Annotated in this window: 25 protein-coding genes; 15 read left to right on the top strand and 10 right to left on the bottom strand. The window is 47.0% G+C overall.

Features of this window, described 5'->3' with window-relative positions; all coding sequences use genetic code 11:
• Window positions 1-37: 37 nt before the first annotated feature.
• The 6 genes from BMW79_RS03630 to BMW79_RS03605 form a co-directional block, all read right to left on the bottom strand.
• Window positions 38-844 (bottom strand): sensor histidine kinase, encoded by an 807-nt coding sequence (locus BMW79_RS03630; protein WP_089890697.1) that lies wholly within the window; start codon window positions 842-844, stop codon window positions 38-40.
• A gap of 227 nt (window positions 845-1,071) precedes the next feature.
• Entirely contained in the window at window positions 1,072-1,782 is a 711-nt protein-coding gene (locus tag BMW79_RS03625; protein ID WP_079471554.1) for a response regulator transcription factor, read from the bottom strand.
• Window positions 1,783-1,844: 62 nt separating this feature from the next.
• Window positions 1,845-2,864 (bottom strand): sensor histidine kinase, encoded by a 1,020-nt coding sequence (locus BMW79_RS03620; protein ID WP_089890694.1) that lies wholly within the window; start codon window positions 2,862-2,864, stop codon window positions 1,845-1,847.
• The gene (locus tag BMW79_RS03615; RefSeq protein ID WP_089890692.1) at window positions 2,861-3,349 is read right to left on the bottom strand and encodes a gliding motility lipoprotein GldH; all 489 of its coding nucleotides are present in this window, start codon (window positions 3,347-3,349) and stop codon (window positions 2,861-2,863) included. Before BMW79_RS03615 ends, BMW79_RS03620 begins: the two co-directional genes overlap by 4 nt.
• 15 nt (window positions 3,350-3,364) lie before the next feature.
• A complete protein-coding gene (locus BMW79_RS03610) occupies window positions 3,365-4,240 on the bottom strand; it encodes a YicC/YloC family endoribonuclease (protein WP_089890690.1) in 876 nt (291 codons plus the stop codon).
• A gap of 251 nt (window positions 4,241-4,491) precedes the next feature.
• Complete coding sequence (locus BMW79_RS03605; protein WP_089890684.1) at window positions 4,492-5,085, bottom strand: pseudouridine synthase; 594 nt, start codon at window positions 5,083-5,085, stop codon at window positions 4,492-4,494.
• A 171-nt stretch (window positions 5,086-5,256) separates the two neighbouring features.
• Here BMW79_RS03605 and BMW79_RS03600 point away from each other — a divergent pair, with 171 nt between their 5' ends.
• From BMW79_RS03600 to BMW79_RS03535, 14 genes are all read left to right on the top strand, one after another.
• Window positions 5,257-5,850, top strand: coding sequence for a Crp/Fnr family transcriptional regulator (locus BMW79_RS03600; RefSeq protein ID WP_245752368.1), 594 nt, complete (start codon window positions 5,257-5,259; stop codon window positions 5,848-5,850).
• A gap of 169 nt (window positions 5,851-6,019) precedes the next feature.
• Window positions 6,020-6,571, top strand: coding sequence for a hypothetical protein (locus BMW79_RS03595; RefSeq protein ID WP_089890674.1), 552 nt, complete (start codon window positions 6,020-6,022; stop codon window positions 6,569-6,571).
• Complete coding sequence (locus tag BMW79_RS03590) at window positions 6,571-9,009, top strand: heavy metal translocating P-type ATPase (protein ID WP_089890672.1); 2,439 nt, start codon at window positions 6,571-6,573, stop codon at window positions 9,007-9,009. The genes BMW79_RS03595 and BMW79_RS03590 overlap by 1 nt, the downstream gene beginning before the upstream one ends.
• A 195-nt stretch (window positions 9,010-9,204) precedes the next feature.
• Entirely contained in the window at window positions 9,205-9,495 is a 291-nt protein-coding gene (locus BMW79_RS03585; RefSeq protein WP_089890670.1) for a cupin domain-containing protein, read from the top strand.
• A 7-nt stretch (window positions 9,496-9,502) separates the two neighbouring features.
• Window positions 9,503-9,661: a cbb3-type cytochrome oxidase assembly protein CcoS gene (gene ccoS, locus BMW79_RS03580; RefSeq protein WP_089890666.1), complete on the top strand. Its 159-nt coding sequence runs from the start codon at window positions 9,503-9,505 to the stop codon at window positions 9,659-9,661.
• 30 nt (window positions 9,662-9,691) lie between these two features.
• A complete protein-coding gene (gene ccoN / locus BMW79_RS03575) occupies window positions 9,692-11,836 on the top strand; it encodes a cytochrome-c oxidase, cbb3-type subunit I (protein WP_089890662.1) in 2,145 nt (714 codons plus the stop codon).
• A gap of 10 nt (window positions 11,837-11,846) precedes the next feature.
• On the top strand, window positions 11,847-12,026 hold the full coding sequence (locus BMW79_RS03570; protein WP_089890660.1) for a CcoQ/FixQ family Cbb3-type cytochrome c oxidase assembly chaperone: 180 nt from the start codon (window positions 11,847-11,849) through the stop codon (window positions 12,024-12,026).
• 10 nt (window positions 12,027-12,036) lie between these two features.
• Entirely contained in the window at window positions 12,037-13,104 is a 1,068-nt protein-coding gene (locus tag BMW79_RS03565) for a cbb3-type cytochrome c oxidase N-terminal domain-containing protein (protein ID WP_177192027.1), read from the top strand.
• 17 nt (window positions 13,105-13,121) lie between these two features.
• On the top strand, window positions 13,122-14,507 hold the full coding sequence (gene ccoG, locus BMW79_RS03560; protein WP_245752367.1) for a cytochrome c oxidase accessory protein CcoG: 1,386 nt from the start codon (window positions 13,122-13,124) through the stop codon (window positions 14,505-14,507).
• 39 nt (window positions 14,508-14,546) lie between these two features.
• Entirely contained in the window at window positions 14,547-14,984 is a 438-nt protein-coding gene (locus tag BMW79_RS03555) for a FixH family protein (protein ID WP_089890653.1), read from the top strand.
• 39 nt (window positions 14,985-15,023) lie between these two features.
• Complete coding sequence (locus BMW79_RS03550; protein WP_089890651.1) at window positions 15,024-15,740, top strand: sulfite exporter TauE/SafE family protein; 717 nt, start codon at window positions 15,024-15,026, stop codon at window positions 15,738-15,740.
• Window positions 15,737-17,095, top strand: a complete 1,359-nt coding sequence (hemN, locus tag BMW79_RS03545) for an oxygen-independent coproporphyrinogen III oxidase (protein ID WP_177192026.1) — start codon at window positions 15,737-15,739, stop codon at window positions 17,093-17,095. Before BMW79_RS03550 ends, hemN begins: the two co-directional genes overlap by 4 nt.
• A 585-nt stretch (window positions 17,096-17,680) precedes the next feature.
• Window positions 17,681-18,631 carry a UDP-3-O-(3-hydroxymyristoyl)glucosamine N-acyltransferase gene (locus tag BMW79_RS03540; protein WP_089890648.1) on the top strand — a complete coding sequence of 317 codons (951 nt, stop codon included), beginning with the start codon at window positions 17,681-17,683 and terminating at the stop codon, window positions 18,629-18,631.
• 65 nt (window positions 18,632-18,696) lie between these two features.
• On the top strand, window positions 18,697-19,371 hold the full coding sequence (locus tag BMW79_RS03535) for a hypothetical protein (RefSeq protein WP_143059060.1): 675 nt from the start codon (window positions 18,697-18,699) through the stop codon (window positions 19,369-19,371).
• 181 nt (window positions 19,372-19,552) lie between these two features.
• Here BMW79_RS03535 and BMW79_RS03530 read toward each other — a convergent pair whose 3' ends face one another.
• The 3 genes from BMW79_RS03530 to pheS form a co-directional block, all read right to left on the bottom strand.
• Complete coding sequence (locus BMW79_RS03530; protein ID WP_089890643.1) at window positions 19,553-20,548, bottom strand: NAD-dependent epimerase/dehydratase family protein; 996 nt, start codon at window positions 20,546-20,548, stop codon at window positions 19,553-19,555.
• 50 nt (window positions 20,549-20,598) lie between these two features.
• Window positions 20,599-21,447 (bottom strand): 3-hydroxyacyl-CoA dehydrogenase NAD-binding domain-containing protein, encoded by an 849-nt coding sequence (locus BMW79_RS03525; protein WP_089890640.1) that lies wholly within the window; start codon window positions 21,445-21,447, stop codon window positions 20,599-20,601.
• 95 nt (window positions 21,448-21,542) lie between these two features.
• Window positions 21,543-22,655, bottom strand: a complete 1,113-nt coding sequence (gene pheS / locus BMW79_RS03520; RefSeq protein WP_317042867.1) for a phenylalanine--tRNA ligase subunit alpha — start codon at window positions 22,653-22,655, stop codon at window positions 21,543-21,545.
• 17 nt (window positions 22,656-22,672) lie between these two features.
• Here pheS and BMW79_RS03515 point away from each other — a divergent pair, with 17 nt between their 5' ends.
• Window positions 22,673-23,512, top strand: coding sequence for a sensor histidine kinase (locus BMW79_RS03515; protein ID WP_089890636.1), 840 nt, complete (start codon window positions 22,673-22,675; stop codon window positions 23,510-23,512).
• Here the strand turns inward: BMW79_RS03515 and BMW79_RS03510 are convergent.
• Window positions 23,509-24,195: a response regulator transcription factor gene (locus tag BMW79_RS03510; RefSeq protein ID WP_089890633.1), complete on the bottom strand. Its 687-nt coding sequence runs from the start codon at window positions 24,193-24,195 to the stop codon at window positions 23,509-23,511. The two genes, BMW79_RS03515 and BMW79_RS03510, sit on opposite strands and share 4 nt — an antisense overlap.
• Window positions 24,196-24,197 lie beyond the last annotated feature (2 nt).

Raw genomic sequence — 24,197 nt, 5'->3', positions numbered from 1 at the left:
GAAATTAAGCATTTTACGGCATATTTCCAATTAAAGGCTATCCGGCCAGGGACTGGCGGGCAGCGATATGTTGCATACTGATAATGAGGCGGTTGCCGGTTGGCGCCCGTTGCTCGTTATACATTTGCAACGCTTTTATGCTGGCATGCATATGGTATTTTTCACTCATCATATAAAGCCTTTCCGAGGCGATATCTATCCCGGAGGCTTGTCTTTCGCCGGTACTGTCGAGCATTTCGGTGATCAGGATACCGTTGTCTTCCAGCTGAATACAAAGACGATCTTTTTCCCTGCAGATGGTGATCTGGAGTTCTCCTCCTGATTTTTCGGGCCTTAGCAAAAGGCGGTGCCATATGGCATATTGCACATAGGGCTGGATAATCAGGGGAGGAATGAGGGTGAATTGTTTGTTTACATCCGGTAATACGTTCAGTTTATAGCTGAATTGTTCATCGAAGCGGAGTTGTTCGAGTTGAATATAGAGTTCTAGGGCATCCAGTTCATCCTGGAGGGATATCCATTCTTTGTTGAAGTTGCCGATCATGAGGCGCATGAGGCGGGAGAAGCGGGTAAGGTAAAGGGATGCCATGTCCGTACTGGTAGTAAGGATATAATGGTGAATAGCATTGAGGCTATTAAAAATGAAATGCGGGTCCATCTGCGCCTGGAAAGCATGGAGTTCCAGGTTAATCAACGCATGGTTCTTGGTTATCTCTTTCGCTGAGGCTCTCCTGATTTTTCTTTCCCGCAGGGTAAAAAATACTATTAGGGTAACGAGACTTAACAAAAAAAACAGCCAGAAGGGCCAATCCGCAGCAAAGACAATATCAGTATAATGTGCCACTAATTAGGTTTATAGGAAGTATACTTCTTCTCTTCTCTTTATAAGCAAAATAAATATCGGCTAATTAATGCCCAATATAAAGTGGGATTTACTATGAGGTCGGATTTTGGGGGAAACTGGGGAGAATGAGGTGAAAAGTGGCTGAGTGCTATTAGCATTTAACCTCAGTAAATATAGCAGTAGATAAGTATACTGCCATATTTACTAAAGAAATGAGTTGCCGGGGGTTATGCCTCGGTAAATTTATATCCCACGCCTCTTACAGAGTGGAAATAGCGGGAATTCCGGCTATCTTCTTCGAAGTACTTGCGGAAATTGAGGATAAAGTTATCGATGGTTCTCGTAGTGGGATATACGTTGTAGCCCCATACCACCTGCAATATTTTTTCACGGGTTACTACTTCTCCTTTGTTTTCGATGAGGAGTTTCAGCAGCATTGCTTCTTTCTTGCTGAGTTCATAGTGTTTACCGTCTTTGCCTACGCATTCCTGTGCGGCGAAATCGATGACGTTGTCGCCAAAACGGTATACGTTTGGAACGCTGTCTTTATCCTGGATTTTCTTGTTTTTGACAATGAGTTTTTCTACCCTCAGCAGGAGTTCTTCCAGGTTGAAGGGCTTGGTCATGTAGTCATCGCCTCCTTTTTTGAGTCCCAGTACGCGGTCGGCGCTGCTATTTTTGGCGCTCAGGAAAAGGATGGGGATTTCATTATTCTGAATACGGATGTTTTCGCAAACGGCGATACCATCCATTTCAGGCAGCATGATGTCCAGTATAATGAGATCGAAATATTCGTTTTTGACTGCTTTCAGCGCAGCAGTGCCGTTGTCCACTGCAGTAACTTCGTAACCCTCCAGCTCCAGGTTCAGCTTCAGCGCTTCCTGGAGATTTTCTTCGTCCTCCACCAGCAGTATTGATGCCTTTGTCGCTTCCTTCATGTGTTATTGTTTGATTTTACATCGAATCCGGATTTCCGGTATTCATCAATCCGTCATCTAATTTACGCTGTTTGCACGGAATATTGCAGCCAGGATATTTCAAAACAGCTGCCGGCGGGTTCGTTGTCCTTTACTTCGATGCTACCTTCGTGTTGTTCCACGATCTTTGCTGTGAGGAACAGGCCCAGGCCGGAGCCTTTTGCTTTACGGGTGTTTTCGTTACCCACGCGATAAAATTTCAGGAAGATCCTGCTTTTCTCTTCTTCCGGAATCCCCGGACCTTCGTCGATCACCTGTAATATGAGCTGTTTGTTTTTCTCAAACAGATTTACGTAAATGGTGGTGTTCTTGGGTGCGTATTTGGCGGCATTCTCTACGAGGTTGCTCAGTACAATCTGCAGGGTTAGTTTATCGCCCTCCATCCACACATGGGGTAAAATATCCGGTATGATCTGGTGGGTACCAATGCGGCCATCGAGGTCTTTGATACTGTTTTCCACCAGCGCTGAAAAGTCCAGGGGCTCTTTAAACACCTGGTATTTATGTGTTTCCAGTTGCGCGGCGAGCAGGATATTGTTACATAGCTGATCGAGGCGATTGGTTTCACGGATGGTATTATTAATGAGTTTCAGTTGCTTTTCCTCATCCAGCCGGTGTTTTCGGATGGTTTCAAGGTTTAGCTTGGCGGCAGCGATGGGTGATTTCAGTTCATGTGTGACGGCCATCATAAAATTTTGTTGCTGCCTGCTGAGTTTCATATACTTCCATACGGCTCTATATACAAAGAGTGCGCCGAGTAGAATAATTCCCAGGAAGATAATGCCTTCGCCCAGGTATTTGAAGGAGCGCATGTGCTCTTCTTTATTGATCCGTTGCAGTTGCAACTGATGTTCTACCGGTTGTGCGAGACTATCTACCCGCAGGGAAAGGTTTTGTTGTTCAAATCTCCGGATCTGCTCACTTTGTCTGAACAGTAGAATGCCCCACCAAACCAGTGCGGCAATCGTATATGCCATTACTAAAAAATAGACGAAGGAAACGGATTTTCCTTCCTGCATTTTATTGAAAATTCTTTTCATCATGGCCTTGTGCCGGCTTTCTCAATCCGCAAGCCAACATTCATTACATGGGGAAGCGGATTTTGCCGCATATTTTGTTCGAAGGTAAACTTGTAGGTACCTGGTTTATTAAAGATCGCATTTTGCTGGATGAAGATCCGGTGTTCATAGATATCATCCAGGCCGGAACCGTTCCATTTACCGGTTACATCAGCCAGGGGTAGCTCTACACGTTGTTCCTTCGGTATGCTGTCGCCGGGATACTGTGTACCTACCAATACCCAGATGTTACTGTAAGGATAAGCATCGGTATGCCTGATATTTACACAGATATTGTAAAGGTACGCAGTATCTTCCGGTTGTATTTTTACTTCAAAAGATGGTTTATAGTCATATGTCCACTCATGCCCGGGAACTTCCAGGTTTTTCTCGTAAGTGTCCATTTTAGGTGGCTTGCAGGCAGCAGCCAGTAATAATAAACCTGCTGTAGCCAGGAAAAGTCTGTTCATACGGTATTCGCCTTACTATAAAACGTTTAATACTTGTTCTTTGGCTTTTTCCAGTTCATCTTTCATCAGCACTACCCACTGCTGTATACCGGCGTCGTTGGCTTTGGAGCCGGTGGTATTGATTTCGCGACCAATTTCCTGTAATACAAATCCCAGTTTCTTTCCTTTAGCGGAATCTGCATCCTTCAGGATTTCCTTGAAATAGCGCAGGTGGTTTTCGAGACGGGAGAGTTCTTCAGAGATATCCAGTTTTTCCAGATAGAAGATCAACTCCTGTTCCAGGCGGTTGCTATCTACGTTTTCTTTTCCAACATGTTCTGCCAGTAAGCCTTCCAGACGCTGACGGATACGGTCTTTACGGAGCGGATCCAGTTCGCGTACCTTTTGCATATAGGCGTCGATGTTATCTATGCGGGTTTGCAGATCTGCTTCCAGCATCAGTCCTTCATCCTGGCGATGGGTATCCAGGTCGGTCAGTGCCTGACGCAGGGTATCTTCCACATCTTTCCATTCTTCTTCTGTCATTTGCTCTGTAGCCGGACTTACCACTTCCGGTAATTTCATCAGCACGTTGAGCATATCGCCCTGAGGCAGTTCCAGCTGGTTAGCCAGCATGGTGATAGACTGGTAATAATATTTTGCAAGGTCTGTATTGATCACGACCGGGCGGGTGGCGCCGTTCTGACGGATATTGATGGTCGCATCCAGGGTACCGCGTTGCAACGTTTGCTGCATAAGCGCACGGATGTCGAATTCATAGGGTCTTAACAAAGGAGAAAACTTCAGATTCACTTCAAACTGCTTTCCATTCAGCGATTTGATCTCCACTACGATACTAGTCTCGCCTCTTGCGCTTTCTGCCCTTCCGAAGCCGGTCATTGATTTCAGCATAATAGAAATTTGTAGGTGACAAACCTAGTTAAAAAAGCTGAAAGCATAAAGCTTAAAGCAAAAACGGATGGCCGGAAACGGGAGCCGCTTGCTGCCAGCGGCTTACACGGCTGTACACCATCTCCATAGCCGTATCTTTTCATACTGCTGATCCTGAAAACAGCCGCCTGGCATCATCAAGCCATGATCCGGAGATTGCCGCAATTCGTGTGTGCCAGACAGTATTCATCTTCCGGAAAAATAACGCCCCTTTACTTCCTGAGTTTTAACCTGCTGTAAATCTCTTCCCTGCTTAGTTCCTGCATTTCACCGGGTTGCATACCGGCTATCGTGATCTCTTCCATACGATAACGGACAAGCCTCAACGTAGGGAAGCCAACCGCAGCAGTCATTCTTCTTACCTGCCTGTTTTTGCCTTCCTGCAATACCATGCTGATCCACGGAGCCGGGATGCTTTTGCGGAAACGGATAGGCGGATTTCGCGGAGGTAGCACCGGCTCTTCTGTAAAGATGGTGGCCCTGCAACGTTTTGTACGATATAGCTGGCCGTCTACATTGATCTGCACACCTGCCTGCAATTGCTCCACCGCCTCAGCTGTTACCGCCCCATCTACCTGCACCCAGTATTCCCGCTCATGCGCATTTTTTGGTAACAACAGCTGTTGATTCAGCGCTTTGTCGTTGGTAAGGATCAGCAAGCCTTCACTATCATAATCGAGCCGCCCTACCGGGTATACATCCGATGGCACTTTAAAATAATCTGCGAGGCAGGCCTTGTTACCTTCCGGAGTAAACCTTGTTAATACCTCATATGGTTTATAAATAATATAATATTTAAGTGCCACTCTTGCTTTTGCTTTGGTTAAGGAGCCGTAAATTAGTACTTTTGCAAATTGATTATGGCTACACCGTTCCACAATCCTTCATGTCAACATTGCAAGGATCGCTTCTCATCTGTATTCTGCAAGGCAGAACAATGTAATCTTGAACAGATTGCAGAGGCCAAAGTATGCTCTGTGTACAGGAAAGGACAGGTGATCTTCCATGAAGGCGCTTATCCGTTCGGCGTATACTGCGTAAACGATGGCAAAATAAAGCTGTCGCACAGCGGCGACGACGGAAGAGAACAGATTGTACGCCTCATCAAAGCCGGCGATATCATGGGTTACAAAGCACTGCTGAGCAACGAAAGATATACCGCCACCGCCATGGCCCTCGAAGATTCCTCGATCTGTTTTATACCTAAAGACTTGTTCCTCAGTATTCTACAGAAAGATGCCTCCCTTTCTTTTGAAATGATGCGCATCTTATCAAGTGAACTGCGTAAAGCCGAACTCAAAATTACCCATCTGGCACAAAAGCCGGTAAGGGAAAGACTCGCAGAAACCCTGCTCTTTATCAAAGAAACCTATGGCCTGGAAGAAGACGGCCATACCCTCAGCGTTCGCCTCTCCCGCGAAGAAATAGCCAACCTGGTAGGTACTGCCACAGAATCCGCCATCAGACTGCTTTCTGAATTTAAGAAAGATGGAATGATAGAACTGGAAGGCAAAAAAATCCGCTTGCTCGATATGACGGAAATTATCAGGACTGCAAATCTGCAGGACTAAGAGAACACCTCCCGGGATTTTCTGACTTTATTGCTGTTTGTTGCTTACCTCATGCCAGTGAAAAGGCCTCCTGCCGTATTCCTGACAAATATCATATTCTGCCTTGACGCATATCATTGCCCCCCTGTAGCGCTACCGGTACTTTTGCAATAGTTCAAAATACGCGCTCATGCTGTCTTACTCCATCATCAATTTCCATGAATTAACACCCGGTAACCTGTGCAATGTCATTGCAAATAAATTCCACCTTCCTATTAACCATCAGACGGAACAAGTAATGACTTACTTTAACCTGGAAAGACAGGAAGATCGCAGTGCACCATCTGCTGCGGATCTGCAGCAACTGCTGTTTGGCAGATTACAAGCCGAAACAGCGCAACTGATCCGTAAGGAGACCTCCGTGTTATTCCCCGTAATACGCAATGCATGTGCGCTGAACAAAGAACAAAAAAGTATACCCAGCACCGTTTACCAGAGCATCCAGCAATCCTTTGAGAAAGTATTGCTGCTATTGCAGAAAATCCGCCAGATTTCCGGCAACTACCAGCTGCAGGAGCATTGGAGCGCCGCCTATAAACTATGTGTCAGCGATATATTCGTAACCGAACAGCTTTTACAGCAATGGATATACGTAGAACAGAATATCCTTTATCCTGCGGCCATTCCCGGCCATACGATCGTTGTCACGGAACATGAAATTAATAACGTAATTATAGACTGATGGCTGTTTCTTCGCATACTGATACCCAAACCACCTGCTTTCACTGCGGTGAAAACTGTACTGATAAAGACATTACCCTCCAGGATAAAATATTCTGTTGCCAAGGTTGTAAGATGGTGTATGAAATACTGAACCAGTACGACCTCTGCGAATATTATGACCTTAACAGTAAACCCGGCATCAATCAGCGTGTAGCAGTACGGAGCGATAAATTTGCTTTCCTGGAAGAGGAGAAAATTGCACAGCAACTCTATCTCTTCCGGGATGATGTACAAACCCATGTAACTTTCTATATTCCGCAGATCCATTGCAGCTCCTGCTTGTGGCTGCTGGAAAATCTTCATAAGCTGGAAAAAGGCGTACAACGCGTGACCGTTAATTTCAGCAAAAAAGAAGTTCTTATCATTTACTCGCACCAGGAAACATCCCTGAGGAAGATCGCGGAAGTGCTCACAGCTATTGGCTATGAGCCGTATATCAGCCTGCAGGACCTGCAACATAAAAAGCCGGTTGTTAACCGGCAGCTGATCTACCAACTTGGCGTAGCCGGCTTTTGCTTTGGCAATATCATGCTGCTGAGTTTCCCGGATTATTTCGACAGCGCAGGTGGACTGGACGACACTTTTAATCGCCTGTTCCGGTATATGAACCTCGTACTGGCGCTGCCCGTGCTTTTCTACAGCGCACAGGCGTTTTATAAGTCGGCCTGGAGCGGTTTAAAACACGGCTTCCTCAATATCGACGTACCCATTGTACTGGCCATTCTCGTCACTTTTGCCCGCAGCATGGTGGAAGTTGTAAACGGACAACCAGGATACTTCGATTCCATGACCGGCATCGTATTCTTTATGCTGATCGGAAGGGTATTACAGGATAAAACCTACCAGGGGCTTTCCTTTGACAGGGATTATACGGCTTATTTTCCTATAGCCGTGAGCGTTATAAAAGAGGAGAAAGAAATACCAACTATGCTGCCGGACATAAAAACCGGCGACACCATCCGCATCCATAACAGTGAACTCATCCCGGCAGATGGTATTATTGTACGGGGAAAAGCACTGATAGATTATAGCTTCGTGACCGGGGAATCCGCACCGGTGAGCAAAGCGATCGGAGAATTGATTTATGCCGGTGGACGGCAACTGGACGGCAATCTTGAAATATTGACCATCAAGGAAGTAGCGCAAAGTTATCTGACCAGTTTATGGAACCGGGATGAACTGAAAAACCGGGAAGAAAAATCGGTGTCTTTTGTTCACCTGCTGAGTCGTTATTTTACCTGGGCAGTATTACTCATTGCCGCACTCACCACCATTTACTGGTGGACACATGAACCGGCGCGCATCTTCCCGGCCGTCACCGCCATCCTGATTATCGCCTGTCCTTGCGCTTTATTACTGGCGTCGTCTTTTACCAACGGACATATCCTGAGAATTCTCAGCCGGCATCAGCTGTATCTGCGGAATGCACAGGCGATAGAAAATATGGCCAATACCACGCACATAGTATTTGACAAAACCGGTACCCTCACAGGGAAAACAGGTAGTTCCGTTATTTACTACGGTACTTCGCTGACACCCGGTCAAGAGGTATTAATCGCAACACTGGCGGCGCAATCCACGCATCCTCTAAGCAACGCGATTGTGCAATATTGCGGCACGCCTGCATCCCGCCATGTGCACGACTTCCAGCAATTTCCCGGCAAGGGCGTATGCGGATGGGTAGAGGGCTTTTTTATCCGGCTGGGTAGTGCTGAATTTACCGGCGCACACCGCAAAAATGAACCGGAAGGAAGCGTGGTATATGTATCAATCAACGAAAAGCTGACCGGGTTATTTACCATCCGCAACAGCTACCGGAGCGGCTTACGTTTACTGATGCAACAGCTGCAGGAACATTATCCACTGTCCGTACTTTCAGGCGATAACAATCATACTATCAGGCCATTGCGTCAGCTGATGGGCAACAACGCCACACTGCTGTTCGAACAGCAACCAGCCGATAAACTCGCTTATATCATCTCCCTTCAAAAAAAAGGAGAAAGGGTAATGATGATAGGGGACGGACTAAATGATGCCGGCGCGTTGAAACAAAGCGATATCGGTATTTCACTCACGGAAGACAGCAACAATTTTACCCCCGCCAGCGACGGTATCATGGAGGCAAAACAGTTGCCATTGCTGCTCTCCTTCATACAGTTATGTAAATCAAATAAACAGATCATCCTCATCAGCTTTGTGTTATCGCTGCTATATAATATTACCGGGCTTTACTTCGCGGTGCAGGGGATACTGTCTCCGTTGGTAGCCGCCATATTAATGCCCGCCAGTTCTATCAGTATTATCCTGATCACTTACAGCTGTAGTGAATGGATGGGTAAAAGACTTTACCACAAAGCATTACGGCAAATGAATGATAAAAGTCATATTCCTGATTGAGTAAAGTCATTGTAGCGACGGTGCACTGCTGTTACCTTTGCTAACATACGATACACACCTTTGTAAATCTAAGCTGCACCTCAAATAAACCCGGACGAAATGGGCGTGTAAACAGTCAAAAAAAGAGACTGTTTACACGTAACGGGTGAGGCATGCCGGAACGAAAGCATTGTATTACATCATAACAAACAACGAATGAAAGGAACGAACGTAATGCAGATAGCAGGGAATGAAAAAGTGAAGAGTTGTCCTATACTGAAAACGAAACGCTTTGATGCCACACTGCTCATTATGCAGCAGGGCCATCAGATTCCACCGCATACGTCGTCGGCTAATGCGATGATATTGATACTGGAAGGCAGGATTGCATTCATGTTGAATGAAGAAGTCACCATCCTGGAAACCGGGGATGTTTTTTCTTTTGGCGCCAACGAAATACACGCGTTACAGGCATTGGAAACCGCAAGATTTATTCTCATTAAATAATACAGCCATGAGCGTTATCATCATCTTATTGGGCGTGAGTTTACTGGTTGCCATGGGCTTTCTGGCGGCCTTTATATGGTCGGTAAAGACAGGGCAGTTTGAAGATGATTTTTCTCCTGCACACCGGATTCTCTTTGAAGAAAAGAAAGATAACGTTAACGAATAAACGCATTTATCAACACCTTTAAATACCACTATGTCACTCGAAAAATTTTATTACGACAACCGCACGGTAAAATGGTTTGCCTACGCTTGTATGTTCTGGGGGCTGATAGGCATGCTGGCCGGTCTCTGGGCTGCACTGGAGCTGGTGATTCCCGGTCTTAACATGGGTTTTGCGCCGATCACTTTTGGCAGACTAAGACCCGTGCATACCAACGCCGTCATCTTTGCATTTGTGGGCAATGGTATTTTTATGGGCGTTTATTACTCCCTTCAGCGGCTGTGTAAAGCCCGCATGTTCAGCGATGTGCTGAGCAAAATACATTTCTGGGGCTGGCAGGCAATCATCGCCGGAGGCGCACTCACTTTATTCCTTGGTTATACTACCGGTAAAGAATATGCCGAGTTGGAATGGCCTTTTGATATTGCCATTACCCTTATCTGGGTGGTGTTTGGCGCTAATATGCTGGGAACCATCCTTCGCAGAAGGGAATCCCATTTATATGTAGCCATCTGGTTCTATATCGGCACATGGGTAGCAATAGCCATGTTGCACATCATCAATTCTTTCGAGTTCCCATTATCCCTGTTCAAAAGCTACAGCTGGTATGCGGGCGTACAGGATGCACTGGTGCAGTGGTGGTACGGACATAATGCCGTAGCATTTTTCCTCACCACGCCTTACCTGGGTCTGATGTACTACTTTGTACCGAAAGCCGCCAACAGACCGGTGTATTCCTACCGTTGGTCTATCATCCACTTCTGGTCACTGATATTTATTTATATCTGGGCCGGCCCGCATCACCTGCTGTACACGGCTTTACCAGAATGGGCACAATCACTCGGAACCGCCTTTAGCATTATGCTGATTGCTCCTTCCTGGGGCGGTATGCTGAATGGCTTGCTTACACTCCGTGGCGCCTGGGACCGTGTAAGGGAAGACGCCATCCTGAAGTTCTTCGTAGTAGCGCTTACCTGCTATGGTATGGCCACCTTTGAAGGACCTATGCTGTCGCTGAAAAATGTGAATGCCATCAGTCACTATACCGACTGGACCATTGCACACGTGCACGTTGGCGCATTAGGCTGGAATGGCTTCCTCACCTTTGGTATCCTTTACTGGATGATCCCACGCCTCTTCGGTACACAACTTTATTCCCGCAAATGGGCGAATACCCACTTCTGGATTGGTACCCTGGGTATCATCTTCTATGTAATCCCGCTGTATTGGGCCGCTTTCACACAGAGTATGATGTGGAAACAGTTTACCGAAGAAGGACAACTGAAATACCAGTTCCTTGAAACCGTGACCACCATCGTTCCCATGTATGCGCTGCGTGCCGTAGGAGGCCTCTTGTATATCAGCGGACTGGTACTGATGATCGTGAATCTCAGCCGAACCATCCGCAGGGGCGCCTTTATCGCCAACGAAGCTGCAGAAGCGCCGGCATTACCCAAAGAGATAGTAACGCATGGCAAGGCGCATTGGCACAACTGGATTGAACGCCGTCCTATTCAACTGGTGGTATTCAGCCTGGTAGTGGTAGCCATTGGCGGCCTGCTGGAAATGATGCCAACGTTCCTGATCCGCAGTAACATTCCTACCATCAGCAGTGTGAAACCATATACTCCGCTTGAACTGCATGGCCGCGATATTTACCTGAGAGAAGGTTGCTACACCTGCCACTCACAGATGATCCGTCCTTTCCGCGATGAGGTAGCCCGGTATGGCGAGTACTCCAAAGCCGGTGAGTTTGTATATGACCATCCATTCCAGTGGGGATCCAAACGTACCGGTCCGGATCTGGCGCGTATCGGTGGCAAGTATCCTGATTCCTGGCACTTTAACCATATGCTGGATCCGCAGTCTATGTCGCCCGGTTCTATCATGCCCGCTTATCCGTGGTTGTTTGAGGAAAGGGTAGATAAAGGTAAAACACCTGCCATGATCAACGTGATGCGCAAGCTGGGTGTGCCTTATGCAGAAGGATATGAAAAGCAGGCCATTGCTGATATGGAAAAACAGGCACAGGAGATTACCGCCTCACTGCAAAAGGATAAGCTGCCTATTAAAGCTGACCGTGAAATCATTGCATTGATAGCCTACCTGCAAAGGATGGGAAAAGATATTAAGTCTGCCCCCAAACCTGCTGTGGAAGCTGATAAAGCTGAATTTTAAATCTTACAACATGAAGTTCATTAATTACCTGGAATCAATAGCCGGCATCAGCGTTTACCCGATGGCCTCCCTGCTGCTGCTCTTCACTTTTTTTGTGGTAGCCTCGCTATGGGCATTTAAAGCCGATAAAAAAATGGTGGATCACATCAGCCGTATTCCTTTAGATAATGATGATACGCTTCCCCTATAAAAGAAAAACAATGAATAAACAGTTTATACAGCTACTTGCCGGCAGTTTATTATGCAGTATTCCTGCCTTTGCAGATGGTGGAGCGCAGGCCCCTTCAGAACTCTCTGATCCGGTTGCCCTGGTATTACTGGTAGTGGCAGGAGGATTGTTACTCGCTATCGCTATCCTGGGCAACGCCGTACTCGGCGCCATGGATATTTTCAGAGAAAAGATGAAGAAAGATGCCGGTAAAGTATTACTCGCCATCGGTGTGATCGTGCTAACACTGCTGAGCAGCAGTGCGATGGCACAGGAGGCAACTTCAAATGCCAGTCCTTATTTCACACGACTCTCACAAACATCTTTTTACCTGCTGGTTTCTGTGATCATCCTGGAACTGGCGGTGGTGATCAGCCTGTTGTTCCTGCTCCGCTACCTGGTAAGTATTAAACGCAAGCGTAAACCGGCAAAAGCAGTGGTACCGGGCAAGCCAAAGGTATCCTGGCTGGAAAAGATTAACAATACCAAAACCGTAGATGCTGTAGCAGAGGCAGAGGAAGACATGGGACACGATTACGACGGCATCCACGAACTGAATAACCCTACGCCACCCTGGTGGAAATGGGGATTTGTATTCACCGTATGCTTTGGTATCGTTTACTTCTGGCGCACAGAAATTTCCCACTCTGCTCCCAGTCAACTGGAAGAGCTGGCCGTAGCAGAAGAGAAAGCCGCTATCGCCAAACAGGAATACCTGAAAAAAGCCGCCAATAACATCGATGAAAATAATGTGACCATGCTCACCGACCCAGCAGACATTGCCGCCGGACAAAAGATGTTCATCTCTAACTGTGCCCCCTGCCACGGACCACAGGGACAGGGCGTAGTAGGGCCTAACCTTACAGACGACTATTGGCTGCACGGTGGTAAGTTGAACGAGGTATTTAAAACGATCAAGTATGGCGTAGCAGATAAAGGAATGAAATCATGGCAGGAAGATTTTTCACCGAAGCAGCTGGCGCAGGTAGCATGTTTTATCAAAACACTGCACGGAACCAATCCGCCTAATGCCAAAGAACCACAGGGAGAGAAAGAATAGGGCTTAAACTATACATGATGACCGACAGCACATTCAGAGATACAATAGCCACCGTTGACAGGCAAGGTAAGCGCAACTGGATTTTTGCAAAGCAGCCAAAAGGCCGCTGGTACAATATCCGCAGTTGGGTAAGCCTGCTATACTTTAGTGTTTTTTTCAGCCTGCCGTTTATTTCCATAAATGGCAGGCCCTTGTTTATGCTGAATGTGGTGGAGGGAAAGTTTATCCTTTTTGGTGCGATCTTCTGGCCGCAGGACTTCTTCATTTTCGGATTAGCCATGCTGGCGTTTATTCTTTTCATCGTGGTATTTACCATGGCTTTCGGGCGGCTCTTTTGCGGCTGGATGTGTCCACAAACCATTTTCATGGAACTATTGTTCCGCCGGATCGAGTATTGGATAGAAGGTGATGCCGCTGCACAGAAAATACTGCAGCAATCGCCGTGGAACACAAATAAAATTATCCGGAAAACGGGCAAGCATATCGCCTTCTATGCCCTTTCATTCCTGATCGCCAACATATTCCTGGCTTACATCATCGGGGCCAAAGCACTGGGCAAAATTATTACTGAGCCGTTGTCGGCCCATATGGGCGGCTTTATGGCTATCCTGGTTTTCTCAGGGGTTTTCTATGGCGTATTTGCCTTTATGCGGGAGCAGATCTGCACGATAGTGTGTCCTTACGGACGTTTACAGGGGGTATTGCTGGATAAAAACTCCATACTGGTAGCCTACGACTATAAAAGAGGAGAACCGCGCGGAAAGTTCCGTAAAGATGAATCCAGGGCACATGGCGATTGTATCGACTGTATGCAGTGTGTGAGGGTGTGTCCTACGGGGATAGACATACGGAACGGTACCCAGCTGGAATGCGTAAACTGTACCGCCTGTATCGATGCCTGCGACTTCATGATGGCGCAAACCGGCCGGCCAAAGGGCTTGATCCGGTATGCCTCTGAAAACGGGATTGCCAACCAGCAGCAACTTCGTTTCACTCCCCGGCTGAAAGTATATTCCACAGTATTGGTAGTATTACTCACCGCCATCAGCTTTATGCTCGGCAGCCGCAAGCCGGTAAGTGGTACCATTATGCGCACCGCCGGTATGCTTTACCAGGAAAGAGGAACGGATAGCCTTTCTAACCTGTACCGTATTAAGCTGGTCAATAAAACCACTAAAGATATTCCGCTGGAACTGCGATTGGAAGATGAAGCAGGCGTAGTATCCATGATCGGCAATGCCCTGGTACATGTAAAGGCGGAAGGGCAGGGAGAAGGCACTTTCTTTATTGTACTTCCCAAATCGGCCATACACCAGCGCAAATCAACTTTGTATATCGGGCTTTATGAACATAACGAAAGGATCAGCCAATTACGCACCACGTTTTTAGGACCGGTGCAATAGAATGGATATAGCGTTTACATCTCTCTAAAAAATAATTACATGAACTGGGGACATAAGATCATTATAGTATTTGTAGTATTTGCCGCCGGCATTTTAACGCTGGTAACAAAGAGCATGCGTACCAAAATAGATATGGTAACGCCTGATTACTACGGCGAGGAACTGAAATACCAGCAGGTAATTGATGGCAAAGAAAATGTAAACCGGTTATCCGCACCGGTAGCCATTGCCCAGCAGTCGGCAGGTGTGCTGATCACGCTTCCTCCTGAGCTGCACGACAAACACATTACCGGCAAACTGACCTTTTACCGGCCATCGGATTCGGGCAGGGATATCGCCCTTCCATTGCAACCCGATCCTGCTGGTCAACAGCTGATCAACCGGCAACTGTTTATCAAAGGGCAATATAAAGTGAAGCTCACCTGGACGATGAATGAACAGCCCTATTACCAGGAACAACTGTTAAACATCAACTGACCAGTAGTTATTTAAAAAATTACAAAAGATATACACATTATGATCGCCTCCTTTATACTTGGATTTCTGGGCAGCTTTCACTGTATAGGCATGTGTGGACCTATTGCACTGACCCTGCCCGTGCAGCACCTGCAGGGTGCCCGCAAAATGGCCGGCATAGGGTTATACAATGCAGGGCGTATCAGTGCCTACGCAATACTCGGATTGATTTTCGGGTGGCTTGGCAGGCAGTTGTACCTGGGAGGCTTGCAGCAATGGCTATCCATCATTACCGGTAGCCTGTTATTGGTGGTAGTTGTGTTTAAGTACACCGGTATCCGGTTAACAAAAGGCGGTCATCTCCCAAATGCCTTTACCTCAAAAATAAAATCACAGCTGGGTACACTGTTAAGGCAGCAGCGCTTCCGTACGTTATACGCCATTGGGTTTCTGAACGGACTCCTTCCCTGTGGACTAGTGTACCTGGGTATTGCCGGGGCAGTAGCTACCGGCGATGTAGTAAAGGGAATGCTGTTCATGGCCGCTTTCGGGGCAGGTACGCTGCCGGCAATGGCAGGTGTTACCTGGTTCAGTCACCTGGTTACGTTATCAGTACGCAACCGGATGCGCAGCCTGATACCGGTGGTGATCAGCATCATGGGCGTATTGCTGATCCTCCGGGGTCTTAACCTGGGCATTCCTTATATCAGTCCGACCATGACGCCACATAGTGAACATGTTGTTGAAAATTGTTGTCATAAACCATCAAAATCATGAGCCTCATCAGTAAATATAACGTGGCCGCACCGCGGTACACCAGTTACCCTACTGTTCCATACTGGGACGAATCCTCCTTTGATCAGGATCAGTGGAAAGCGTTGCTAAAAAAATCTTTCCGGGAGTCGAACGGCAAAGATGGTATCAGCCTTTATATTCATTTACCTTTCTGCGAAAGCATGTGTACCTATTGTGGTTGCAATAAGCATATCACAGTGAACCACGGGGTAGAGGGGCCTTATATTGAAACGTTGCTCAAGGAATGGCAGCTGTATGTAGATGCGTTTGGCGGGCGTCCACGTATCCGGGAAATACATCTCGGCGGAGGTACACCCACCTTCTTCAGTGCAGCTCATTTAACGGAGTTACTGCATGGTATTTATCGCACGGCAGAGTTGCTGCCGGATGCCAGCCTGAGTTTTGAAGGCCATCCGGGCAATACCACACCGGAGCATCTGCAATCTTTGTATCAACTTGGTTTCCGCAGGATCAGTTTAGGCATCCAGGATTTTGATATGCGGGTGCAGGAGATCATCAACCGTTTGCAACCATTTGGAATGGTAGCATCTGTAGTAGAGAACGCCAGGAAGATCGGCTTTACGTCGATCAACTTTGACCTGATCTATGGCTTGCCATTGCAGACAACGACAAGTATGCAACATACGATCGATAAGGTTGTCCGGTTACGCCCCGACAGGATCTCTTTTTACAGTTATGCACACGTTCCCTGGATCAAGGGAACAGGTCAGCGGCGCTATACAGAAGCGGATCTTCCGAAAGATGAAGAGAAGCGGCAATTGTATGAACTGGGCAAGTTGCTGTTTGACAGTAATGGTTATACTGAGATAGGGATGGATCATTTTGCGCTGCCGGGAGAACCTTTGCACAGTGCTTTTCAGCAGGGCAGGTTACATCGCAACTTCATGGGGTATACCGAATCACATACCTCCCTGCTGGTTGGTTTAGGTGCATCTGCCATCGGCGATAACTGGTATGCTTATGTTCAAAATGAGAAGAAAGTGGATGCCTACCAGGAACTCGTGAACAAGGGTGAGTTTCCGGTAGTACGTGGTCATATCCTCAACGAAGAAGACCTGCTGATACGGAAGCATATTCATGACCTGATGTGTCGCTTTGAAACCACGTGGCATAAGGCGGATACACAGAGTGATGCTATCATAGACGGCTTGCAGCGTTTACAGGAACCGGAGAAGGATGGGTTGGTGCAGGTACTGCCTCAGAAGGTAGTGGTAACTCCGGCAGGGAAGCCGTTTATACGCAATATCTGTATGGCTTTTGATGCACGTTTATGGAGACAAGTTCCACATTCACAATTGTTTAGCAAAGCGATATAAAGGCGGTTGATTTTTGTGATGCAGGTGATCGGAGTACTTACGCTGATGGTGCTGATTTTTACTTTTGACGTGAATAAGATCGGATGGAAAAGAAATCAGTATCATCAGCGTAAACTTTTTACTCCTGTACGAGACATTTTTTTCACTTTTCAGGGCTTCAGCCGTCCAAAAATGAAAAAATGAGGGGGTGAGACAAAGGCGGTGTTGTATGGCAAACCGGATCGTAAAACAGGAAGATGTAAAGATGTATTTCGGTGCTATAAAAATATGATCCGCTGTAACGCTTTATTCATGCGGGTTTCAAGGGCAATAAAAAAAGTCTGACCGTTGGAACAATCAGACTTTCTTGTTATGTGAATGGGTTAGTAAGTACAGGGAAACAAAATTCCCTACACAATATTAAAAAGAATTTCATCACAAAAGAAAAAATTTACAAAAAATTTTATTCACACTAGTAAAATAATTGTGGATAACAGCAGATTAAAACTTTCTGAACAACTTCATCAGGCTTCCATAAATTGATCATCGCAATTGTCGATTTACTACCTTTGTTGCTCTTTAACATTATTCAACAATACAGAGTATATGAAGTTCGAAGCACCTGTTGCAGTAACGGAAATAGCAGCATATATAGGCGCAGAGCTGGTTGGCAACACCCAACTGATGGCCACTGGCATCAATGAAATACATAAGGTTACACCGGGAGATATTTCCTTTGTTGACTTTGAGAAATACTATAACGCCAGCTTGAATTCGGCAGCTACTATCATCATCATTAACAAAAAGGTTGATTGCCCGGAAGGCAAAGCACTTTTAGTACTGGATGACCCATTCAGTGCCTATGTAAAACTGGTTAAAAGATTCCGTCCGTTTGAACCGGCAACCAAAGCCATCAGCGATAGTGCAATAATAGGAGAAGGCACTGTGATCCAACCCAACGTATTCATTGGCAATCATGTGCGTATTGGCCGTAACTGTCTCATACATCCTAACGTAACCATTTACGACTACTGTGAGATAGGAGATAACGTGATTATCCACGCAGGTACCGTGCTTGGCGCCGATGCCTTTTACTTCAAGAAAAGACCTGAGCGTGAAGTGAATTACGATAAGCTGGAAAGCTGTGGAAGAGTGATCATAGAAAGCGATGTGGAACTCGGAGCAGGTTGTACCATCGACAAAGGCGTAAGCGGAGACACGATCATTGGCCGTGGTACCAAACTGGATAACATGATCCATGTAGGTCATGGTACCGTGATCGGCAGAAATTGCCTCATCGCTGCACAGGTAGGTATTGCCGGTAAAGCAAAAATTGAAGACAACGTAATCCTCTGGGGACAGGTGGGTGTGAACAAAGACCTCACCATCGGAAAAGGCGCCGTTGTGCTGGCACAAAGTGGCGTACCTGCATCCCTCGAAGGAGGCAAAACATATTTTGGAACCCCGGTTGAAGATGCCCGGGTGAAGAAGAAAGAACTTGCCTGGGTAAAACGCATCCCTGAGATGTGGGAAAAGCTGAAAGACATCAGGCAATAATTCCGGATGCCGGGAGTAGCTATGCCACCTCCCGGCATCTCCGTACATTCAAAACGACCCGCTTCATGAAGTATTTATCCGCCGTTTTCCTCTTTCTGCTGCTATGGGGTTGCAGCACTACCAAACCCACTGCCTCAAAATCTTCCTTATACACCAGCGACCAGGAATGGACCGTGAAGGTAAAGGACGGCTGGCTTACCGCTAAAACCCTCTCTTTTGGCCTTTATAGCACCACTTCCCGTAAAAACGGGGTAGCGGAAGCCACCTTCATCAAAGACCCTAAAAACGCCTTTAATTTTTATCTGAACGGCAATGAGGAACACCTGTTGGTACAAACCATGAACACAACAGCCATTGTGTTCTCCAACCGCGATCTGCCGTCCTGGCTGAGTGGATTGGCACCAGCAACAGACCTTCGCTACACCCTGATCAACGGCACCAAAAATGAGCCCTTAAAACGCTGGGAAATGATCCTGAAAAGTCCTCATTACCTGGAGTTGAATGAAAATAAACCGGCCGGTGTACTGAGATCAACGGATACAGATATACGTATTACCGCCAATAACCGCTACGGTAAAGTAAACTCTTATGAAAATGTGTGCTATGAATTCCAATACCGTGGACAACCGGTGGCGGCAGTGATACCCGGTGAGAAACCAAGGGTATGGATGAGCAGGGAAGTGCCGGTGGAGATTTCTAAAACATTATCGGCCGCTATTGCAGCGCTGCTGTTTGGATAGGAGGCGCCTTCGGCGCTTTTTGTCTTTTTGCAGGATTAAACTGATTTTGTTGATTCAACTGATTTTCCCACTTTTTGTTTTTATAATTTGGGGAGATAAAAGCGAGTAGTAACCGCTTTCATCTCCCCAAATCTTTTAAAAATCATCACCAAAATCAAATCCGGACAATCAGTTCATCAGATTAATCCTGGGTAAGACTAACTCCGCGTTCCCTGAGATAGGCCGCAGAGATATGCCGGATCGTTTCTTCCAGTGGCCTGAATTGAAAGCCGGGCAACGCCTGTAATATCTTATTGTTTTCGTAGTATACTTTCAACTGGGCCGTGCGGGCTGTTTCTCTTGTGATCAGCGGATGCTTGCCCGTTACCATTCCCTTCACCTTTTCCAGTCGCCATACCACTTCGGCCATCCAGGGTCTGGCCTCCTTATGCGGAGGCTTTTTACCCAGTGCCTGCGCCATAGTGGTAAATAACCGCTGATACTCCCAGTTGTCTGCAGAGAGAATAAACCGTTCTCCCTGGATGTTACTGTCCATCAGCCGGATCATTACGGTCACCACATCTTCCACATCTACAAAACCATTTACGCCACGGGTATAGTAAGGAAATTCTTTCCAGGCATTTTTGAGCAATGCTCCGGAGCCATCATTCCAGAAGCCTGCGCCCAGGATAATGGCCGGGTTCACGATCACCGCATCCAGGCCTTCTGCGATACCTCTCCACACTTCCATCTCTCCCTGGAATTTGCTGATGCTGTAGCGGGAATTATTTTTGCTGTCTTCCCATTCACATTCCTCATTCACAGCGGCACCAGGTTTTGCACGGCCGATAGCTGCCACGGAACTCACGTACAGGAGCTTGTTCACACCGGCATCGAGCGCCATATTCACCACATTGGCGGTGCCTTCTGCGTTTATTTTCAGCAGCCGGTCTTTATCCGCTTCCTGGAAAGAAACTACGGCAGCGCAGTGATACACCTGCGTAACACCCACCATCGCGTCTTCCAGGGCGCATACATCCAGGATATCGCCTGGCACCCATTCTATTTTATCAGAAATATCCTGCAACCGGGGCGATGGTTGTTGACGGTACAATGCCCTGACAGGTTTCCCTGCAGCCACTAATGCCCGAATCAGATAACTACCCAAAAAACCTGTACCGCCGGTTACTAAAATCATGAAGAGAAAAATTCTTTTACAAAAAGAGGCTCAAAAATAACTAAAAGCCGTTATTGTTCGTACCTGTAAAAACCCAATCCTGTTTTGCGTCCCAGCTTGCCGTCCTTTACCCGCTGTTCCTGGAGAACATTCGGCTTAAAGCGGGGCGCTTGCTGAAAAGCATCGTACAGGGATTGCGAAACTGCCAGGTTAATATCATTCCCGATCAGGTCCATCAGGGCGAATGGTCCCATTTTAAACCCGCTGCCTTCCAGCAACTGATCGATGGTACTGAAGTCGGCCTGACCTTGCTGGGCAATATGCATGGCTTCCAGGTAATAATGCCGGGCCACCCGGTTTACAATAAATCCTGGCGAATCTTTTACCCTTACCGGCACTTTACCCATTTTCAGGGCAAGTTCATAAATGCTGTCTGCCACTTCCGGCGCCGTTTCTTTTCCGCTGACAACTTCCACCAGCTTCATGAGATGTGCCGGGTTAAAGAAGTGCATCCCCACCACTCTCGACGGATGAACCGTTACAGCAGCCGCAATTTCGGAAACAGACAGGGAAGAAGTATTGGAAGCAAAGATGGTGTCGGCGGTATTGATGGCAGCCAGCTGGTTGAAAAGATCGGTTTTAGCCGCTATCTTTTCTATGATCGCTTCTATGATCACATCTGCTACACAGTCTTCTATAGTTGCGGTAAAACGGATCCGTTGCAGCACACTTTCTTTATCGGTCGCCGTTAATTTACCTTTCTCTACTGCGGCAGTCAGGCTCTTTTCAATCTGCGCTTTTGCTCTATCCAGTCCGTCCTGCCGTATATCAAACAACAAAGTAGTAAATCCGCTGTAGGCTGCTATTTGCGCTATTCCGGCACCCATGGTACCTGCACCGCATACGGCAATAGTTTGCATCACTTTTTGAGGATTTTCGTCCGGTTATCACATAAATGCAGCGGGATTTTCCGCTGCATTTATGTGATAACCAAATAGCCTGATAAATAAAATATCTATACTGCTCCTTCAAACTGCTCCAGGAAACGGGTATCGTTTTCGGAGAACAGGCGCAGGTCTTTGATCTGGTATTTCAGCATGGTAATACGTTCTATTCCCATACCGAAGGCGAAACCGGAATATTTCTCCGGATCGATGCCGCAATTGGCCAGTACTTTCGGATGCACCATACCACAACCGAGTATTTCCACCCAGCCGGTTTGCTTACATACATTACAGCCGGTACCACCACAAATGAAGCATACAATATCCATTTCGGCGCTTGGTTCCGTGAACGGGAAATAAGACGGACGGAAACGGATACCGGTATTTTCACCAAACATCTCCTGAACAAAGTGATACAGGGTTTGTTTCAGGTCTGCGAATGATACGTTTTCGTCTATGTACAATCCTTCTACCTGGTGGAAGAAGCAGTGTGCACGGGCAGAAATGGTTTCATTGCGGTATACTCTTCCCGGGCTGATAATACGGATAGGCAGCTTCCCTTCTTCCATCACCCTTACCTGGGCGGAGGAAGTCTGGGTACGCAGCAACCAATCCGGATTTTTGCTGATGAAGAAGGTATCCTGCATATCGCGGGCCGGATGGTTTTCCGGGAGATTTAATGCGGTAAAGTTGTGCCAGTCATCTTCAATCTCCGGGCCCTCCGCAATGGTAAAGCCGAGACGCTCAAAAATGCGGATAATTTTGTTCCGCACCAGGCTGATAGGATGACGGGTGCCCAACCGGTGAGGCGCCGCCGGTAAGGTATAATCAATATCTCCGGCATCAGCGCCACCAGCATCTTTCAGGTCACTGAACTGCTCGTAGCGGGATTCCGCGAGTTGCTTAAATTCGTTTAATATCTGCCCAAATTCTTTCTTACGGTCATTCGGTACCTGCTTCATCTCCCCGAAAAGAGCTTTCACGATACCTTTTGTACCCAGGAATTTTATGCGGTACTGTTCCAGATCCGCTGCGCCGGCAGGCGTAAAAGCCGCTATTTCTTCTTTGTAGGCTGCTATTTGCTGTACTAACTGTTCCATAAACAACAAAGATAAGCGTTTAGGCGTAAACTGATGGTGTTTGATCAGTCCCCATTTTTTCCCGGAAATGATGTATATTTTCATAAGCAAATCGAGGAGGTATGCCTGTCACTATACACACCACTACGCTGTTACTGGCTACAGCCGGTGCCGGCGTTTTCTTGCTCCTTTTTATGCGTTACCGTTCCCGTTATCTTCTGATCAGAAGCCAGGAAGAGATATTGCTCCGCCACAGCCATGAACAGGACATCTCCCTTCAACAACTCAGGAAACAATTATCTGAACTGAAAATGGTGAACCTGAAATCGCAGGTGAACCCCCATTTCCAGTTCAACTGCCTCAATGGGATCTACACTGCCCTGATGACCGGAGAAACTGCCCTGGCCCAGGAATATATTTCCCGGTTTGCCCTGCTGCTAAGAAAAGTACTGATGCTGGCCGATAAGAATTTCATCCCGCTACAGGAAGAAGCTGACATGCTGGAGCTATACCTTAAACTGGAACAATTACGCACCAATAACGGATTTGATTATACGCTGCTAACCGATCCGCAGATCTCTGCATCGACGCTTTACGTACCCTGTATGCTGGTGCAACCTTTTGTGGAAAATGCCATCTGGCATGGATTAATGCATAAAGCCTCCAACCGGCAGCTATACATCCGGTGGCTGCAACTGGCCCCTAATCTTTATGCCTGCGAGGTAACCGACAATGGCATCGGCAGGGCACAGGCCCTGCAATATCATCATGATGGACTGAAAAGCAATAACCATCATTCCCGGGGTATGGAAATATGCATGGAAAGAGCCGCGCTTTACCGCAGCATGTATCACAAACAATTTAATATTGAAATTTCAGACCTGCCCGGAACCACGCAGACCGTAGAAGGAACCCGGGTGTATATTACCTTTGAGACGGATCCGGCCATGGCCAGCCACTAGAAGATCAGTTTATAACCCACTCCACGGATATTCACAATCTGTACCCTGGAGTCATCTTTCAGGTACCGGCGGAGTTTTGTGATAAAAACGTCCATACTGCGGGCATTAAAAAAGTTATCATCTCCCCAGAGATCCAGCAGCACCGATTTACGCTCCATCACCTCATTTTTATTATCGTATAGCCGCCGTAAAATAGCCGCTTCCCGGTGGGAGAGGAACTCAATGGCATTGTTACGGGCCAGGGTTTGTTTGGTATAATTAAATACATACTGACCAATAGTAACCGCACCTTCCTCTATTTCACGGGTACCCGGATTATCGCTGAACCGCTTCAGCAGCGCCGTGATCCGGACAATCAGTTCGTCCATGCTGAACGGCTTTTTCAGGTAATCGTTTCCTCCCAGTTCAAACCCCTTCACCACATCGGCGGTCTGGGATTTGGCGGTCAGGAAAATGATAGGCGTAAATTTATCCTGCTTGCGGATTTCTGCAGTTACCGTGAAGCCGTCCATATGGGGCATCATGATATCCAGCACTACTACATCAGGGTGCTCCTGCTGGTACAACCGCAGCCCTTCTTTTCCATCGGCTGCATATAACATTTCAAAGCCACGCATTTCAAGACTGTCTTTCACGATCTGTCCAAGCTGTACTTCATCTTCTATCAGTAATACTTTTGCCATAA

The organism is Chitinophaga arvensicola, from assembly GCF_900110835.1.
GTDB classification, from domain to species: Bacteria; Bacteroidota; Bacteroidia; order Chitinophagales; family Chitinophagaceae; genus Chitinophaga; species Chitinophaga arvensicola.
The sequence above is the reverse complement of the archived record's forward strand: the minus strand, read 5'-3'. Positions and strand labels throughout refer to the sequence as shown.